We start from the raw sequence: 17,244 nt of genomic DNA, 5'->3' as shown, positions 1-17,244 counted from the left end.
ACGACATCCGTGCGCGTACCGCTGCGCGCATGCCCGGCGCTCCCGGAGCAGGCGGTCTCTCCTGCTGTTTTCACCCACTCGACGCAGTATGGCTGCCCATTGACGACGGACGCGGACCGTCTCCCCCCACCTCTTTTGTCATTCTCACGGGCTCTCCCGCGGGCCCGGCGCCACCTCGTCTCGGAAAGGCGCCGGTATCGGCACCGAGGGCTCATTCAACCCGCAAACCTCAAAGGACATCACTATGACCTACGCACCCGACGCAACCGCCCTGGTCGGCAACACTCCGCTGGTTCGTATCAACCGCGTGACCGATGGCGCGCCCGCCACCGTTCTGGCCAAGGTCGAGGCCTTCGAGCCGGCCTCCTCGGTCAAGGACCGTATCGCCCTGTCCATCGTCCGCGCCGCGGAGGACTCCGGCGCCCTCAAACCCGGCGGCACCATCGTGGAGGCGACCTCCGGCAACACCGGCGTCGGCCTGGCCATGGTGGGAGCGGCCCTGGGCTACAAGGTCATCATCACCATGCCTGAGACCATGTCCAAGGAGCGACGGGCCATTATGCGGGCCTTCGGCGCCGAGCTGGTGCTGACCTCCGAGGGCGGCGTGGCCGGTGCGGTCAAACGCGCCGAGGAGATCCAGGCGGCCACCCCCAACTCGATCCTGGCCTCCCAGTTCACAAATCCCGCCAATCCCAAGGTCCACCGAGAGGCCACGGCCCGGGAGATCCTGGAGCAGACCGAGGGCGACATCGACGTCTTCGTCGCCGGAATCGGCACCGGGGGCACGCTGACCGGCGTGGGCCAGGTCCTGCGTCAGGAGAAGCCCGGGGTGAAGATCTACGGCGTCGAGCCCTCCGAGTCCCCGCTGCTGAGCGAGGGGAAGGCCGCTCCCCACAAGATCCAGGGCCTCGGACCCAACGTGGTTCCCGAGATCCTCGACCAGGAAATCTGGGACGAGCTGCTCCACATCGAGTCCGACGTCGCCATCACCTACGCACGCCGCGCCGCCGCGGAGGAGGGCCTCCTCGTAGGCATCTCCTCAGGCGCTGCCCTGGCCGCCGCGAGCGAGCTGGCCAGGCGCCCCGAGCTGGCGGGTAAGACCATCGTCACCGTCCTGCCGGACACCGGTGAGCGCTACCTGAGCACGCCCTTGTACAAGGACTTCCTCGACTGACGACTCCGACGGCGGTAAGCCCGGAACAGGCAAGCCGCCGTCGGTGTTGTCACCGGCGCAGCGGGTGCGGTGCGGACTCATGAGTAGACCGGGACCGCACTGTCACCCCCCCAACTGAGGAGCACAACCATGCACAACTCCAAACGGTCCCTGCTGGACCTGGCCCGCGAGGACCTGGCCACGGCCCGCAGACGCGACCCCGCCGCCCGGTCCAACCTGGAGGTTGCACTCCTCTATCCCGGCGTTCACGCTCTGTGGGCGCACCGAGCCGCCCACAAGCTGTGGCACAAAGGGCACCGCTTCGCCGCACGCGCCCTGTCCCAGGCCGCCCGAAACTTCACCGGCATCGAGATCCACCCAGCCGCAGTCATCGGCGAGCGCTTCTTCATCGACCACGGTATGGGAGTGGTCATCGGTGAGACGGCCGAAGTTGGCGACGACGTCCTGCTGTTCCACGGAGTGACTCTTGGCGGAGTGTCCATGAGTCCCGGCAAGCGTCATCCCACCATCGGCAACAACGTGCAGATCGGCGCCGGCGCCAAGGTTCTGGGGCCGGTCATCGTCGAGGATGGCGCCAAGGTCGGAGCCAACGCGGTACTGGTGAAGAACCTGCCGCAGGGGCACGTCGCAGTGGGTGTCCCCAGCCGGGCCCGAGACCCTCGCACCGACCCCGAGCTCATGATGGACCCGACCATCTACATCTGAGACACCTCTTCTGACGGTTTCAAACCACCCGGATCTCCCGCTGACCGCGCCTGCTGCGCACGGTCAGCGGGAGATCATTCCCGCGGCCAGGTCGCGCAGACGGTTGAAGACCTTGCCGCCGGAGGCGCGCGAGCCGTCGTGCTCGTACTCGCTGGTGATCCAAGTGCGCAGACCGGGGATAAGCGCAGCCGTCTCCAGTGAGGTGGTTATCGGCACGAACACGTCACGGGCGTAGACGGCGGCGGCTCCAGGAGTCGTGGTGGCCTTGAGTCGGGTCGGGTCGTAGAGCGCAGGCCACTCATGCGCGGCCAGAAGATCGGCCACCGCCAGCCAGGGGCGAAGGCCGGTGTCCTCTGCGAAGCTCTCGCGGCGCACGTGCTCACCGGTCAGCAGCGTGGGGTCGTCCTCGAAAACCGCGGGCCGGGCCCTCTGGGCGGCCCAGTCGGTGGTACCGGCATCGGCCCAGCAGGACTCGTGGATGACGGCGTAGAGCGGGGACCGCCCGCCGAAGGCCAATGAGTGCCCCAGGTCGTAGCGGAAGGTCCAGGAATCGGGATCGCGTTCCAGAAGGTGGTGGAGGGTGTCCGCACCCCCTGCCCCTCCCAACAGGGCGCCGAGCGAGCGCAGGCGCTCGGGCCCGACGATGTCCCCGCCCGCCGTCGTCAGCTCGCCGCGGCCGGCCAGCTCGGACAGGTGGGACATCCGGTCGCGGTCCTTGGGGTAACGGTCGTAGTACTCCTCGCTCTTGGCGCGCATTGCCTCATAGCTGAGGGCGTAGACCTCATCGATGCTGTGTCCGACGGCGGGCAGGCCTCCGGTGATGTAGACGGTCTCCAGACTCTCGGCATGCTCGGACAGATAACGGGTGACGCAGAATCCTCCGAAGGATTGTCCCAGCAGGCTCCATCGCTCCAGGCCTAGGGCGCTGCGCAGATCCTCGCAGTCCTCGACGATCTCGTCGGCGCGCAGGTGGGTGAGCAACCGGGCGGTGGCCGCGGGACTACCGGCGGCATCGGGCCGGTCCACCGGGCTGGAGGCACCGGTACCGCGCTGGTCTATGAGGATGACTCGGTAGTGCTCCAGGATCGCGCCGAGCCAGCTGAGGCCGGCGTCGGCGCTGGGACGGGGCGCCTCGCAGCCGGGCCCGCCCTGGAGGAAGACAAGTGGTGGCCGGGAGAGCGGCTCGATGCCCGCAGCCGAGACCTCGCGGGCGTAGACGGTGATGGAGTCCGAGCCATCGGGGGCAAGGTCTCCCTGGCCGCTGCGGTCCAAGGGCACGCTCAGGTGGTGGTGCCGGATCAGCAGCCCAGTGGTCGAGGAGGACCAGTTCGAGGAGCGCAGGAGGGGCGAGGCATTCGACATGCCGCAACCCTAGGCCCCCTATACTTGTGTCCGGCGACCATATTGGTATCCGGGCGTCCTGGAAACGAACTGCCCGAATCTCAGCGGGCCTGGCAGGAGGGGCACCAGAAGAGGCGGCGGGCCGCCATCTCCCGCTCCGCCACCGGGGTTCCGCAACGCAGGCAGGGCCGCCCGGCGCGGTGGTATACGTACCACCGTCCGGCTTCGGGGTCGTCCGGCGGCAGGGGGTCGGGAACATCGTCGAGGTCGACGGTGGTGATGAACCCGGTGGCCACACCGTATTCCATGAGAGGGCGCAGATCCTCCCAGATGGCCCGCAACCGCTCCTCGCTGATGCGGTTGCCGGCCCGGAAGGGTGAGACCCCCACCCGGAAGAGCGTCTCGGCCCGGTAGATGTTGCCAGCCCCGGAGATGACGGCCTGGTCCATGAGCAACTCGCCGATGCTCTTGCGCCGCGAGCGCGCCTTGGCCACGAAAACCTCCACATCGGCGTCGGGGCGCAGCGGGTCCGGCCCGAGCCTGCGGCGCACGGCGGCCACGCCCTCGGCATCCAGCAGCTCGCAGGCGGCCGGTCCCGTCAGGTCGGCCACACCGTGGCGTCCGAGGAGCCGCAACCGCACCGCGCCACGCGGCTCGGGCGGCTCCCACTCGTCGGGAGCCGGGCAGCCGCGACTGTCGGCGCCCGTTCTCTCGGTGTCCTCACCAGGATCGACGCCGACGGATCCGCCCTTGAGTCCGGCCAGGGCGGAGCCTCCTCCTCCCTTGAGGGCATGTTCGCCGCGCTCGCCGACACGTCTGCGGGGTGCGCCGATGGCATGGGGTGCAGTGAACTCGCGGTCGCCGTCGAAGGTCCACGAGCCGTACAGGCCGAGGTGAATTCGCAGCCAGGTGACGGAGGCGTCGTCAAGGGGCATGTCGGGGCGGGGCCCGAACGGGAGGAAGAGATGCTTGCCGTGGGCCTGACCGCCCAGGAGCACCTGGCCGTCCAGACGGCTCGCTCCGTCGGCGAAGCGTCCCTGCGGGGAGGAGGTGTGCAGGTTCTGTCCGCCGTAGAGCTCGTTCAGGGCTGCGGCGAGCCGGTGGATGGTGTGGCCCTCCGGCATGCGACGCCCCGATCAGGCCCCGGCGGGGGTGATGGTGGGAGCGCCGGAGGGGCCTCCGGCGGGGGCGGCTCCGTCGTGGGTGCGCATCTCATAGTCAGCGAGCTGCGCGATACGGCGCACGTGGCGCTCATCTCCGCTGAAGGGCTCGGCGAGGAAGGCGTCGATGATCGCCAGGCCCGCTGCCAGGTCGTGCATACGTCCACCCAGGGCGACGACGTTGGCGTTGTTGTGCTGGCGGGCCAGTTGGGCGGTCTCGATTGACCATGCCAGAGCGGCGCGCACCCCGTCGACCTTGTTGGCGGCGATCTGCTCCCCGTTGCCGCTTCCGCCAAGGACGATGCCGAGACTTCCGGCGTCGGCCACCACGGCCTCTCCGCAGGCCAGGCAGTAGGCGGGGTAGTCGTCATCTGGGTCGTAGGAGTGGGCTCCATGGTCGATGACGTCATGGCCCACCTCCCGCAGATGCTCGATCACGGCGCTCTTGAGATCGAAGCCGGCGTGGTCGGAGGCGATATGGATGCGCATGGGCTGAATTGTGCCTCACGCGAACAGCGGTACGCACCATGAGGGCATGAGCGTCGTCAAGACGCCGGAAAAGACCGGGCCGGGTTAGCGTGTTGGTTATGACTGACGCCTCTCCGATCCAGACCGGCCCCTCCCCCTCCTCCGACTCATCATCCCCGTCCACCGGACAACCGGATAGCCCCGCCGGTGAGGTTCTGGCCGGCGTCCTGGAGACAGCCGCCACCGACTCCTCCATCCGCCCCCAGGACGACCTGTTCCGCTTCGTCAACGGCGGGTGGCTGGCCACGGCCGAGATCCCGGCGGACCGTCCCGGCAGCGGTGCCTTCACCGTGCTGCGGGACGAGGCCGAGGCGGCCTGCCGTCAGATCGTCGAGGAGCTCGCCGACAGCTTCTCCGCTGCTTCCTCCGAGGAGGCCTCCCGGGCGCTGGCCACGAACCGGGGCCGTGTCGGCGCCCTCTATGCGGCCTTCATGGACGACGAGCACCTCGAGGCGCTCGGAGCCGGGCCGTTGGCCGGTGAGCTGACACCGGTGCTGGCCGCCGCCTCCAAGGAGGAGCTGGCCCGGGTGCTCGGCGGGATGACGCCGATCGGGTTCATGGGCGTCGTCGGCGCCGACGTCGAGGTCGACATCAACGATCCGGAGCGCTACACGAGCTGGGTCGGCCAATCGGGGTTGGGCCTGCCGGATGAGTCCTACTACCGCGAAGAGGCTCAGGCGCCGCTGCGCCGGGCCTATGTGGCGCACGTGGCCAGAATGCTTCAACTGGCGGATCTCACAGACGCCTTCGGCACCTCCGCTGAGGACCTCGCCGAGCGGGTCATGGCCGTGGAGACCGATCTGGCCAAGGGCCACTGGGACCGGGTCACCTGCCGCGACGTAGAGAAAATGAACAATCCGATGTCCTGGCAGGAGATCGTGGACTCGGCGCCGACCCTGCCCTGGAGGGAATGGCGCGAGGGGATTCGGTCGGCGGCCCGATCCGCCGGAATCGAGCAGACCACCTTCCTCGACGAGGCCATCGTCACTCAGCCCGATTATCTGCCCCACGCGGCCAGAATCTGGCAGGAAACCGACCTGGAGGACCTCAAGGCCTGGGCGGCATGGCACATCGTTCACGGGCGGGCGACCCTGCTCTCAGGCGCCTTCGTGGAGGAAAACTTCGACTTCTACGGCCGCACGCTCCAGGGAACCGACGAGCTGAGGGCCCGTTGGAAGCGCGGCGTCGCCCTGGTGGAGTCCTGCCTGGGCGAGGCGCTGGGCGAGATCTACGTGGAACGCCACTTCCCGCCGTCGCACAAGTCAGCGATGGAGATACTGGTCGGCCGGCTCATCGAGGCCTACCGCCAGTCCATCTCCTCTCTGGAGTGGATGAGCCCGGCCACGCGGGCACGCGCCCTGGACAAGCTGGCGCTGTTCACCCCCAAGATCGGCTATCCGGTGCGCTGGCGCGACTACTCCGCCGTCGAGATCACCCCCGGGGACGTCCTGACCTCGGTGCGCAGTGTGGAACGGGCCGACATGGCCTACTCGCTGGACAAGCTGACCAAGCCGGTAGACCGGGACGAGTGGCATATGACGCCGCAGACGGTTAACGCCTACTACAACCCCACGATGAACGAGATCGTCTTCCCCGCCGCGATCCTTCAACCGCCCTTCTTCGACCCGCAGGCGGACGACGCCGTGAACTACGCGGGCATCGGCGCCGTCATCGGCCACGAGATCGGCCACGGCTTCGACGACCAGGGATCCACCTTCGACGGCACGGGAAAGGTCAGCGACTGGTGGACCCGGGAGGACCGGGAGGCCTTCACCGAACGCACCAGTGCGCTCATCAGCCAGTACGACGCCTACACGCCCGAGGTCGTCACCGCCAAACACAAGGCCGTGGGCACGCCGGAGGGGGAGATTCCGCACGTCAACGGCGCCCTGACCATTGGAGAGAACATCGGCGACCTGGGCGGTCTGGGAATCGCCCTCAAGGCCTACGCCCTGGCACTGGCCGACGCAGGCATCGGCTCGGTCGATGAGGCCCCCGTCGTCGACGGACTGACCGGCCTGCAACGCTTCTTCTACTCCTGGGCGAGGATCTGGCGCTCCAAGAACCGTCCGGACTACGCTGAACTGCTGCTGACCGTGGACCCGCACTCGCCGGCAGAGTTCCGCTGCAACGGAATCGTGCGCAACGTCGAGGCCTTCTACCGCGCCTTCGAGGTCCGGCCCGACGACGCCCTGTGGCTGGCACCGGACGAGCGGGTGTCCATCTGGTAGACGACCCGCGCATCTTGATTCATCGACTTCCGTGAGCGGGATCACGGCGTTCTATACCGAAACGGATACCTCATTCACAGATAACGATGGATCCTCTTCCAATTCAACGCTAGGGTGGAACATAACGCGGTGATACCCCGGCTCACCGGTTACCACCTGTTTTCCCCGTACACCTAGGAGTACTCATGCGTCTCGGACGCCCCCTTGCCGCCGCGAGCGTAATGGCCGCAGCAATTGGCGCCTCCCTTGCCGCCTCCCCCGCCTTGGCCGACGGCACTATCAAGTTCGCTGACGACCAGCAGAACATCGTCAACCCCTCCGACACCGCCTTCTCGGTGGCCGGAACCGGCTGCACCGGCAAGGAAGCGGCTGTTGGCATCGCCCTGTACGCCCCTGACGGCACCATGTCCACCGTCGTGAGCACGAAGCCCACCGCCGAGGGCAACTGGTCCACCACGCTGAACATTCCTGAGCTGGTCAAGTCAACCGGTGTTGAGGCCAAGACGGATGGCACAGCCGACGGCTGGTCCATCGGCGCAGGATGCGTCACCTACGGCGGCCAGCAGCAGGGCCAGGACCAGAAGGCCATCGCCTTCGACGACACCGACGTCGACGGCACCTTCGAGATCAACACCGACCCGAACGGCACCCAGACCTTCACGGTTGACGCCACCGGATTCTCCCCCAATGAGGAGGTCACCGTTTCACTCGTTGGCAAGGACGACCCCAGCATCACCTACAACATCGGTAAGGTCACCGCCGACGCCACGGGTAAGGTGCATGGCACCCTGCCGGCTCCCACCGGTGTTGCCGACGGTCAGTACCTGCTGACCCTCGAGGGCGCCCGCTACGGCGAGGCCGCCACCAGCAAGAGGGTCATCACCGTCAAGAACGGGGCCTTCGACCTCGGCGAGGCCGCCGACAACGGCATTGGCGGTAACGGTAACGGCAACGCCACGGGCGCCCCCACAACCCCCAGCAACAGCGCGAAGGCCCCGGCCAACACCGGCGCTACCCAGGCCGCTTCCACCTCTAACAAGCCGCTGGCCAAGACCGGTGCCAACGGTCTTCTCTTCGGCGGCATCGCCGCGGCCCTCGTGGCCATCGGTGGTGGCGTCCTGATCGTGCGTCGCCGCAAGGCCTGACAGCATCTTCCCAGCATGACTGGGAACACTTCCCGTCGGGGAGACGGCGCCGCCGCGCGTCGTCTCCCCGATGAGCTTCACCACCCGTAGACGGTGCGCGGCACACAGGCGACCGCGCACGACGCCACGAACCTTCCCCCGGGGCTGACACTGAGACCATGGACTCCACCTCCGACGACGAGAGCACCGACAACTCCCCAACGACGTCCGAGGACAACACCGTCGACGCCGTCTCCCACCTCCATCAGCGGACCCGTCGTGGTCGAGGACCACGGCACTGGTCGAAACGCCGGAAAGTCACCGTTGCATTGACCTCCGCGGTGGCTGTAGTCGCTATTGCCCTGGGAGCCGATGTGGCCGTCTTGGTTCATCGCCCCACGCGCGTCGACATCGCCATGCCCTCGACCTCATCGCCGACAGCGGGCGAGACCTGGCTGATCCTGGGAACGGATTCCCGCGCCACCGTGCCGGGAGATCAGAACCGGTACGGGACCATTCAGGACGTGGAGGGCTCGCGCGCCGATGTCATCGCCCTGATGCGCCCGTCGGAGGCGGGGCTCACGGTCATCAACCTGCCCCGGGACCTGACCGTCAACAGCAAGGGCATGGAGCTGGACCGTTTGGCCACCACCTACATCCCCGGACCACAGAACACAGTCAACGCACTGTGCACCGGCCTGGGAGTCCCCACCACTCATCTCGTCACCATCGACATGGCCCAGTTCGCCGACATCATCGACTCCCTGGGCGGTATTGAAGTGGACATTCCCGAGCCGGTGCGGGACGCCTACACCGGACTGAACCTCACCTCCGCCGGCACCCGCCGGCTTTCGGGCATCGACGCCCTTGCCCTCGTCCGCTCCCGTCACCCGGAAATCCTGCGCGACGGCACCTGGGTAGCCATGAGCGAGGCCGACGGCGCCCAGCGCCGCAGCGAGTCCACCACCATGGTGATGCAGGCGGTCCTGTCCGCCGTCGGACAGAAATCCGGCAATCCCCTGGCGCTCCATCAGCTGGCGCACACGGTCGCCGGCAACATCACGCTCGACTCGGGAACCAGCCTCGGCGATCTGATCGCATTGGGACGTCGCGTGTCGAAGGCCAAGAAGGCCGGCTCCACCACGATCATCGATCTTCCAACAGGGCCTCGAGACGAGTCCATCATCGTCTCACCCAATCAGGAGTCGCGGGACCTGCTGGCCCACTACGGGTACGCTCCCAAGACCTGCCGCCCGGCAAGCTCCTGATCCTTCCACCACCACAAGAGTTCCGCATCACCGCAACGTTACGCGCGCACCTTCAACATACATCGCCTTTCTCACGTGAGTGACGACACCTCCCGAAGTGACCGGTATCACATTTGAGACCTACGCCCTTGACCCATTCCTCGTTACGGTAGATAACAAGCCGGTGAAGAATCGGATCACCGGCAGCCTTCGTTCCCCGTAGACCTAGGAGGACACATGCGTCTTGGACGTCCCCTGGCCGCAGCGAGCGCGGTGGCCGCAATGACCGGAGCCTCTCTCATTGCCTCCCCCGCTCTCGCCAACGACTCCAACAGGAACAGCACGAGCAGCCCGACCAGCTCCAGCAGCCCGAGCCCCAGTGAGAACGCCCCGAGCCCCAGCAGCTCCAGCGAGAGCCACTCGAGCAGCAGCTTCAGGATCACTCAGGAGAAGACCTTCGTCTCCGCCAGCACCAACAGTTCCTTCACCGTCTCCGGGACCGGCTGCACTGGACAGCAAGCCACCGTCGGCATCGCACTGTACGCCCCGGACGGCACCGTCTCCGACATCGTCAAGACCGAGGCAGCCGCGGACGGCAGCTGGTCCACCGATCTCGATCTGGCCGCACTGATCAAGTCCATCGGTTCCTCCACCGCGACCACCACCGATGGGTGGACCATCGGCGCCGGATGCATGACCTACGGCGGCAAGACCGAGACTGTGCAGACGACCACTCAGCAGCAGACCCAGATCTTCTTCGACGACACGCGCATCTCCGGCTCCTACGAGGTGTCCGCCCGCACGGAGACACAGTCCCAGACCTTCACCTTCAACGCCCAGGGGTTCTACGCCGGTGAGACGGTGACTGTGCTCCTGAAGCACAAGAGCGACTCCAGCATTCGCTACACCCTTGGAGAGCTGACGGTCGACGCCAACGGCAACCTGGTGGGCAACCTACCCGCGCCCACCGATGCTGCCGACGGTGAGTACCTGCTGGTTCTGACCGGCTCCCACCACGGTGAGACGGCCACCAGCAAGACCATCACCACGGTTTCCAACCATACCTTCACCATCAACTCGGAGCGCTCCACCAGCGAGAACGAGACCACCGAGAACAACGGTGGTGGCGGGGAGACCCAGACCAACGGCGGTGGCGAGGACAAAACCACAACCGATCAGCAGGTCAACAACCAGACCAACCGCAGTAAGAGCGTGAGCTCGGGTACGAAGGAGTCTTCCTCCGACACCAGGGCCGCCGGTGAGACGAACACCAACAACGGCAAGTCCCTGGCACACACCGGTGCCAACGGCCTGATCTTCGGCGGGATCGCCGCACTGCTCGTGGCAATCGGCGGGGCGGTCCTGTTCCTCCGCCGTCGTAACAAGGCCTGATCACTCTTCTCAACTCTCAACATTTCCTGCACCACCGGAACTGCCTCTGACGCCGGGGAGACGACACGCATTGCGTCGTCTCCCCGGCGTCGTCATGGACTGCCGATACTCCCTCCTGAATCGGAAGGTGAGACAATCGCCCGGCGCCTATGAGCCACACGCCCCTTTCAGACAGGAGTTCTTATGCCTGGTCAGAACCTGACTCACCTCGAGGCCACGAAGCGCAGCGCGACGGTGCATACCCGGAGCTACGACGTCGTCCTCGACCTCACGCACGGTGAGACGGTCTTCCGGTCCACCACCACCGTACGGTTCACGGCCACGCCAGGAGCCTCCACGTTCATCGACCTGATCGCGCCAACCGTCCACTCCATCACTCTCAATGGGCGTGCCCTCGACCCCACCGAGGTCTACGAGGACTCACGGATCGCGCTGATGGACCTGGCCGCGGACAACGAGCTGGTCGTCGACGCCGACTGCGCCTACATGCACACCGGAGAGGGCCTGCACCGCTTCACCGATCCGGCCGACGGCGAGACCTACCTCTACAGCCAGTTCGAGGTGCCCGACTCACGGCGCGTCTTCGCCGTCTTCGAGCAGCCCGATCTCAAGGCCTCCTTCACCTTCACCGTCACCACCCCGGCGAACTGGACGGTGCTGTCCAACTCCCCCACCCCCGAGCCGACCCGGGCGAAGGCGTCCGACGGCTCGGGAGAGGCCCGTACCTTCGCCTTCGCCCCCACCGAGCCGATGAGCTCCTACGTCACGGCCATCGTGGCAGGCCCCTACGTCGGCACCACAGACGAGTACGTGGCCAGCGACGGGCGCTCCGTGCCCCTGGGGGTCTACTGCCGCAAGAGCGTGGTCGAGTACATGGACTCCGAGGAGATCCTGGACCTGACCAAACGGGGCTTCGCCTACTACGAGGACTTGTTCGCAACGCCCTACGCCTTCACCAAGTACGACCAGATCTTCGTGCCCGAGTTCAATGCCGGGGCGATGGAGAACGCCGGCTGCGTCACCCACCGCGACGACTACATCTTCCGCTCCCAGCCCGTCGAGGCCCGCGTCGAGCGGCGAGCCGTGACCATCCTGCACGAGCTGGCCCACATGTGGTTCGGAGACATGGTGACCATGACCTGGTGGAACGACCTGTGGCTCAACGAGTCCTTCGCGGAGTTCACCTCCACCCTGGCCACCGCCGAGATCACCCGATGGAACCAGGCCTGGACGACCTTCCAGACTCTGGAGAAGGGATGGGCCTACAACCAGGATCAGCTCAGCTCCACCCATCCGGTGGCTGCAGAGATCAACGACCTCCACGACGTCGAGGTCAACTTCGACGGCATCACCTACGCCAAAGGCGCCTCGGTCCTGGCTGCACTCGTGGGATACGTGGGCAGGGACAACTTCTTCGCCGGTATCCAGCGCTACCTGGCGGCGCATGCCTACGCCAACGCCGAACTGAGCGACCTGCTCCGAGAACTGGAGGCGGTCTCGGGCCGCGACCTGAGCGCATGGACCCATCTGTGGCTCCAGGAGGCGGGGGTGACGACCCTGCGCACCCAGGTTATCGCCGACGCCGACGGCATCATCACCCAGGCGGCCATCCGCCAGGAGATCCCGGCCGATTCGCCCGCCTCCCTGCGCCCGCACCGGGTGGCGATCGGTTCCTACAGCCTGACTGGCCAGGGCGCCGAGGCACGTCTGGAGCGCACCGGCCGCATCGAGCTTGACGTCGCTGGAGAGCTGACACCGGTTCCCGAACTGGTCGGCACCAGGCGGGCCGACATCCTGATCCTCAACGACGACGACCTCACCTACGCCAAGGTCCGCCTGGACGAGGACTCGCTTGCCCAGGGGCTCGCCCATATCGAGGCCTTCACCGAGTCCCTGCCGCGCTCGATCGTCCTGGCGTCGGCCTGGGACATGGTGCGCGACGGCGAACTCGCGGCCTCCCATTTCCTGAAGGCGGCGCTGCGGGCACTGAGCGTGGAGGAGCACTCCTCAGTCATCCAGGGACTCCTGGGACGGATCACCACCTGTCTGTCCGGTTTCCTGCCCCCGGCCGTGCGCCGCGACCTCGCCCCGGGGACCGCCGACCGGCTACTGGAGCTGGCCCGGGCAGCCACGGCCGGAAGCGACAAGCAGCTCCAGCTGGTGCGGGCTCTGTCCGCCCACGCGGTGACGGACGAGCAGCTCGACGCCGTCACCGGCCTTCTGGAGGGGACCACAGCTCTTGACGGGCTCGACGTCGACCAGGACCTGCGCTGGGACCTGCTGACCGGACTGGTGGCTGCCGGCCGCTTCGGGGAGGAGCAGATCCGCACCGAGGAGAACCGGGACCGCACGACCACGGGGCGTGAGCGCGCCGCCGAGGCCCGCGCCGCCATCCCGACGCCGGAGGCGAAGCAGAGCACATGGAGGGCGCTCGTCGATGACGCCTCCATGCCCAACGAGACCCAGGTGCGCGTGCTGCGCGGCCTGGCAAACGTCGAGCGCCATCCCGAGCTGCTGAAGCCCTTCGTGGCCGAGTACGTGGACGCCATCGACTCCGTGTGGTCCTCGCGAACCTTCCACATGGCGGAGAACCTGCTGACGGGCCTGTGGTCCTGCGTCACGGTTGGCCTGGACGGGGTTGACCCGGCCGCCGCCCTGGAGGGGTGGCTGGGCTCCCATGCCGAAGCACCAGCGGCCCTGCGACGGATCGTGCGCGAAAACCTCGACGACACCCAGCGCACGGCCAGGGCTCAGGCCGCTGAGATCAGCGGCCAGTAACCGCGCCGGGTCCCGCCCGGCGGGGATCGAGAGACGGACTGGCCGGGGCCGAGCACATCATGTGCCCGGCCCCGGCCGCCTCTGTGCTGATCGCCGGATCAGTCAGCGCTGGTGCGGATCCTCGTCCCGCTTGCCCGAGGACTTGGCGGCAGCGGCCTGGGCGGCGGCGAAGGCGTCGACATCATCATCCTCCCGGCCGGGAGTCTTGAAGTTGAACCTGATGATGAGGAACCGGAAGAGGAAGTAGTAGATAACGGCGTAGACCAGACCCATGATGACGATCATGAGTGGTCCGCGTACCACGCCGCCGGAGAGCTCGGCGGACTTGCCGAAGTTGAGCAGGTAGTCGATCGCCCCGGCGGAGAAGGAGAAGCCGTCCTTGGCGCCCAGGAGGTTGGCGACCGCCAGGGAGGAACCGGTCAGGACCGCGTGGACGGCGTAGATCGGGAAGGCCACGTAGGCGAAGGCGTATTCGAGGGGCTCGGTAATGCCGGTGATGAAGGCGGTCAGGGCCACAGAAATCATGAGGGCGCCGGTCGCCTTGCGCTTGGCGGGCTTGGCGGTGTGCCAGATGGCCAGCGCGGCGGCGGGCAAGGCGAACATCATGATCGGGAAGAAACCGGTCATGAAGCTTCCGGTCCACGAGTTCGAGCCGTCCACCCCTTGGAAGAAACAGGTGAGGTCACCGTGGGCGGTACCTCCGGAGGCCGTTTGGCAGGAACCGAGTTGGAACCAGGGCACCGAGTTGAGCAGGTGGTGCAGGCCGAAGGGGATGAGTAGGCGGTTGACGGTGCCGAAGACGAAGACCGCCAAGGCGCCGGCGGCGCCCTTGGAGTTTCCGGCGTCGATGAGCCAGCCGCCGAGCTGGTCGTTGATGAGCCAGTTGAAGGCGGGGTAGAGCCCCGACATGACCAGGGCGATGATGAGCGCCGCGCCGGAGGTGACAATCGGGACGAACCGGCGCCCACCGAAGAAGGCCAGCCAGTCAGGCAACTTGATCCGGTAGTACCGTTGCCAGAGCAGAGCGGCGACGACTCCGATGATGATGCCGCCGAGGACCCCGTAGTTGATGGGCGTCTGGGTGGGGATGTCGCAGAGCTTGATGCCCTGGTTCCAGGGTCCCACCTGAACGATCTCCCCCTTGGCTGGATCGAAGCTGTGCAGGCAGTCGAGGGCCTCCTGACTCAGGGGCTCGGGCTTGCCCATGACGATGGGGGACATGATCCAGGTCACTGCGCGATAGATGAGGTAGCCGAACAGGCCAGCCACCCCGGTGGAGCCGTCAGCCTTCTTGGCGAAGCCGACGGCCACGCCGACGGCGAAGATGAGGGGCAGGTTGTCGAAAACCGCCCCGCCGGCTGCGGCGAAGATGTCTGCAACTGGCTGGAGCCAGGACAGATTCCGGGCGAGCCCGTCGGCTCCCAGCATGTCCGCCTGCCCCAGGCGCACCAGCAAACCCGCAGCCGGAAGGGTGGCAATGGGCAGCATCAGTGACCGCCCCAGCCGTTGAGCGAGGGCAAAGGCACCGCTCGTCTTCTTCTTGTCTGACATGATGTTCTCCAAAGTGGAATCAAGCGGCAGCACTGCCGCGTCAGAGATAGTCACCATGACGGTGGTGGTCTAGACGGATCGACACCGAGCACGTCTGGTCCAGTGCCACCAGAAAAACCTATGGAACCTTCAATGTCAAGCATTAAAAGCGCTCTTCAGCCATAATGAAGGACGCGCCGGAGCGAAAACAATGGTCACGACCAGTTCACCTCTCCGACCACCTCCACCCACTGTCGACCAGGGGAGCCCCATGCCCAAGAACCCAGGCAAGAGACTGGCGAAGTACGTCATCGTGCGCAACCACCTGCTGGAGCTGGTCAGGAACGGACTCGCCAACGGCTCCCCAGTCCCCTCCGAGCGCGAGCTGTGCGAGCGGTTCGAGGTCTCCCGGATGACCGTGCGCCAGGCCATCGACACGCTCGTCGTTGACGGCATCCTGGAGCGCCATCAGGGCAAGGGCACGTTCGTTGCACCCCCGAAACTCGATCTGCAGATTCGGCTGACCTCCTTCACCCAGGAGATGCAACGTCGCGGAATGGAGCCCGGAGTCGTCATGCTGCTGGCGGAGACCGTCCCCGCCGGCGAGACCGTGGCGGAGGCGCTTGAACTGGAAGCGGAAGCCGAGGTCCACCACCTGCGTCGCCTGCTGACCGCCAATGCGATCCCCATGGCCATCGAGGAGAACTGGATCCCCGCAGCACTTCTTCCCGATCTGCTTCGCACCAGCCCGAGTTTCTCGGTCTACGCCGAGCTGGCCCGGGCCGGTCTGGCGCCCGAATGGGGCGAGGACATGATCGAGGCCCACGCGGCCACCGCCCAGGAGGCCGCACTGCTGTCGGTCCCGGAGGACGCCCCGACGCTGGACATCACACGACGCACCTTCCACGAGCACTGCGCCATCGATTACTCGCGTACCCTGTTCCGCGCCGATCGCTACACCCTGTGGGTTCCGGTGGCCGCCCCAAAACCGGCCTTCCGCCCCTCCCGCCCCTCGTCTTGAAAAACAGTCGTCGATCGACACTGGACAAGTACATGACGGCCTGTAACATGGATTACTGGTATGGACCACTAGTCCGTCACCGGCGAAGGGGCCACACCCGACAGCGCATCCCTTTCTCCACTTCCCGACGACCCACCCCGGCACTATTACGCACCCAATCCCGGCACCCGTCCGGCCCACCCAGGAGGAACCTATGTCCCAAGCCCAGAGTATCGTCGACGCCCTCGGAGGATTCGACAACATCGTCGAGATCGAACCCTGCATCACTCGCTTGCGCTGCGAACTCGAGGACGGCTCCCTGATCGATGAGCCTGCCCTGAGGGCCGCAGGTGCACACGGGGTCGTCAAGCTCGGCGAGATCGTTCAGGTCGTCGTCGGACCCAACGCAGACACGCTCGCAGAAGACATCGAGGACCTGCGGTGAGCCTGACCGTCCGGTCCCCCGTAGCCGGCGTCGTCGTCGGCCTCGATTCCGTTCCCGATCCCGTGTTCTCAGGCCGGATCGTCGGCCCGGGAGTGGCCGTCGCCCCGGATCGTGCTAGCGGTGAGGAGGTGGCAGCCCTGGCCCCGGTCGGCGGGACCATTGCCAAGATCCACCCCCACGCTTACATCATCTCCACCGATGAGGGGCGCAGCGTCCTGGTCCACCTGGGGCTGGACACCGTGGGTCTGGGGGGCAGGGGCTTCACCCTCCTGGCCGGTGAGGGCGAGGCGGTCGACGCCGGCCAGCCCGTCGTCACCTGGTCCCCCGCCTACATCGAGGAGCATGGCCTCAACCCGATCGTCCCTGTCATCGCCCTGGAGGGCGATGAGTCCGCACTGGGGCCCACCCTGCTCGGACGCAAAGTGGCAGCGGGCGACACGCTCATGGATTGGGTCTGAGGCCGAGTGCGCACCTCCGCGCCCGGGCTCACCTGTCCTCGCGGAGGCGAGATCCAACGGCGCGCACACCTGAGCCAGGGGCCGAAGATAAACGGATGATGCGGTGCCGGCCGTCTGGATGACGGCCGGCA

14 protein-coding genes are annotated in these 17,244 nt (G+C 66.8%); 10 read left to right on the top strand and 4 right to left on the bottom strand.

The window, feature by feature from the left end; translation table 11 throughout:
• Window positions 1–244 precede the first annotated feature (244 nt).
• A complete protein-coding gene (cysK, locus tag FK256_RS03500) occupies window positions 245–1,174 on the top strand; it encodes a cysteine synthase A (RefSeq protein ID WP_141423731.1) in 930 nt (309 codons plus the stop codon).
• Between the two features lie 129 nt (window positions 1,175–1,303).
• Window positions 1,304–1,879 carry a serine O-acetyltransferase EpsC gene (gene epsC, locus FK256_RS03495; protein WP_021606632.1) on the top strand — a complete coding sequence of 192 codons (576 nt, stop codon included), beginning with the start codon at window positions 1,304–1,306 and terminating at the stop codon, window positions 1,877–1,879.
• A gap of 63 nt (window positions 1,880–1,942) precedes the next feature.
• Here epsC and FK256_RS03490 read toward each other — a convergent pair whose 3' ends face one another.
• The 3 genes from FK256_RS03490 to FK256_RS03480 form a co-directional block, all read right to left on the bottom strand.
• The gene (locus FK256_RS03490) at window positions 1,943–3,241 is read right to left on the bottom strand and encodes an alpha/beta fold hydrolase (protein WP_141423730.1); all 1,299 of its coding nucleotides are present in this window, start codon (window positions 3,239–3,241) and stop codon (window positions 1,943–1,945) included.
• An 80-nt stretch (window positions 3,242–3,321) separates the two neighbouring features.
• Window positions 3,322–4,344 carry an Fpg/Nei family DNA glycosylase gene (locus tag FK256_RS03485; RefSeq protein ID WP_141423729.1) on the bottom strand — a complete coding sequence of 341 codons (1,023 nt, stop codon included), beginning with the start codon at window positions 4,342–4,344 and terminating at the stop codon, window positions 3,322–3,324.
• A gap of 12 nt (window positions 4,345–4,356) precedes the next feature.
• Window positions 4,357–4,869, bottom strand: coding sequence for a ribose-5-phosphate isomerase (locus FK256_RS03480; RefSeq protein WP_141423728.1), 513 nt, complete (start codon window positions 4,867–4,869; stop codon window positions 4,357–4,359).
• A 98-nt stretch (window positions 4,870–4,967) separates the two neighbouring features.
• On the opposite strand from FK256_RS03480, the gene FK256_RS03475 reads away from it, so the two are divergent.
• From FK256_RS03475 to pepN, 5 genes are all read left to right on the top strand, one after another.
• Window positions 4,968–7,139: a M13 family metallopeptidase gene (locus tag FK256_RS03475; protein ID WP_141423727.1), complete on the top strand. Its 2,172-nt coding sequence runs from the start codon at window positions 4,968–4,970 to the stop codon at window positions 7,137–7,139.
• A gap of 185 nt (window positions 7,140–7,324) precedes the next feature.
• Complete coding sequence (locus tag FK256_RS03470) at window positions 7,325–8,284, top strand: LPXTG cell wall anchor domain-containing protein (protein WP_141423726.1); 960 nt, start codon at window positions 7,325–7,327, stop codon at window positions 8,282–8,284.
• A gap of 158 nt (window positions 8,285–8,442) precedes the next feature.
• Window positions 8,443–9,531: an LCP family protein gene (locus FK256_RS03465; protein WP_141423725.1), complete on the top strand. Its 1,089-nt coding sequence runs from the start codon at window positions 8,443–8,445 to the stop codon at window positions 9,529–9,531.
• 216 nt (window positions 9,532–9,747) lie between these two features.
• On the top strand, window positions 9,748–10,902 hold the full coding sequence (locus FK256_RS03460; RefSeq protein ID WP_141423724.1) for an LPXTG cell wall anchor domain-containing protein: 1,155 nt from the start codon (window positions 9,748–9,750) through the stop codon (window positions 10,900–10,902).
• 183 nt (window positions 10,903–11,085) lie between these two features.
• Window positions 11,086–13,680: an aminopeptidase N gene (gene pepN / locus FK256_RS03455; protein ID WP_141423723.1), complete on the top strand. Its 2,595-nt coding sequence runs from the start codon at window positions 11,086–11,088 to the stop codon at window positions 13,678–13,680.
• Between the two features lie 102 nt (window positions 13,681–13,782).
• Here the strand turns inward: pepN and FK256_RS03450 are convergent, their stop codons facing one another.
• Complete coding sequence (locus FK256_RS03450) at window positions 13,783–15,231, bottom strand: PTS transporter subunit EIIC (protein WP_141423893.1); 1,449 nt, start codon at window positions 15,229–15,231, stop codon at window positions 13,783–13,785.
• A gap of 250 nt (window positions 15,232–15,481) precedes the next feature.
• Between FK256_RS03450 and FK256_RS03445 the strand changes: the two genes are divergently transcribed.
• From FK256_RS03445 to FK256_RS03435, 3 genes are all read left to right on the top strand, one after another.
• Window positions 15,482–16,231: a GntR family transcriptional regulator gene (locus FK256_RS03445; RefSeq protein ID WP_021606643.1), complete on the top strand. Its 750-nt coding sequence runs from the start codon at window positions 15,482–15,484 to the stop codon at window positions 16,229–16,231.
• Window positions 16,232–16,424: 193 nt separating this feature from the next.
• The gene (locus FK256_RS03440) at window positions 16,425–16,655 is read left to right on the top strand and encodes a PTS sugar transporter subunit IIB (RefSeq protein ID WP_009232321.1); all 231 of its coding nucleotides are present in this window, start codon (window positions 16,425–16,427) and stop codon (window positions 16,653–16,655) included.
• Complete coding sequence (locus FK256_RS03435; RefSeq protein WP_141423722.1) at window positions 16,652–17,113, top strand: PTS sugar transporter subunit IIA; 462 nt, start codon at window positions 16,652–16,654, stop codon at window positions 17,111–17,113. The genes FK256_RS03440 and FK256_RS03435 overlap by 4 nt, the downstream gene beginning before the upstream one ends.
• Window positions 17,114–17,244 lie beyond the last annotated feature (131 nt).

The organism is Actinomyces johnsonii (genome assembly GCF_006546835.1).
Taxonomy (GTDB): Bacteria; Actinomycetota; Actinomycetes; order Actinomycetales; family Actinomycetaceae; genus Actinomyces; species Actinomyces johnsonii.
Note: the sequence above shows the minus strand (reverse complement) of the source record. Positions and strands in the feature narration are given on the sequence as shown.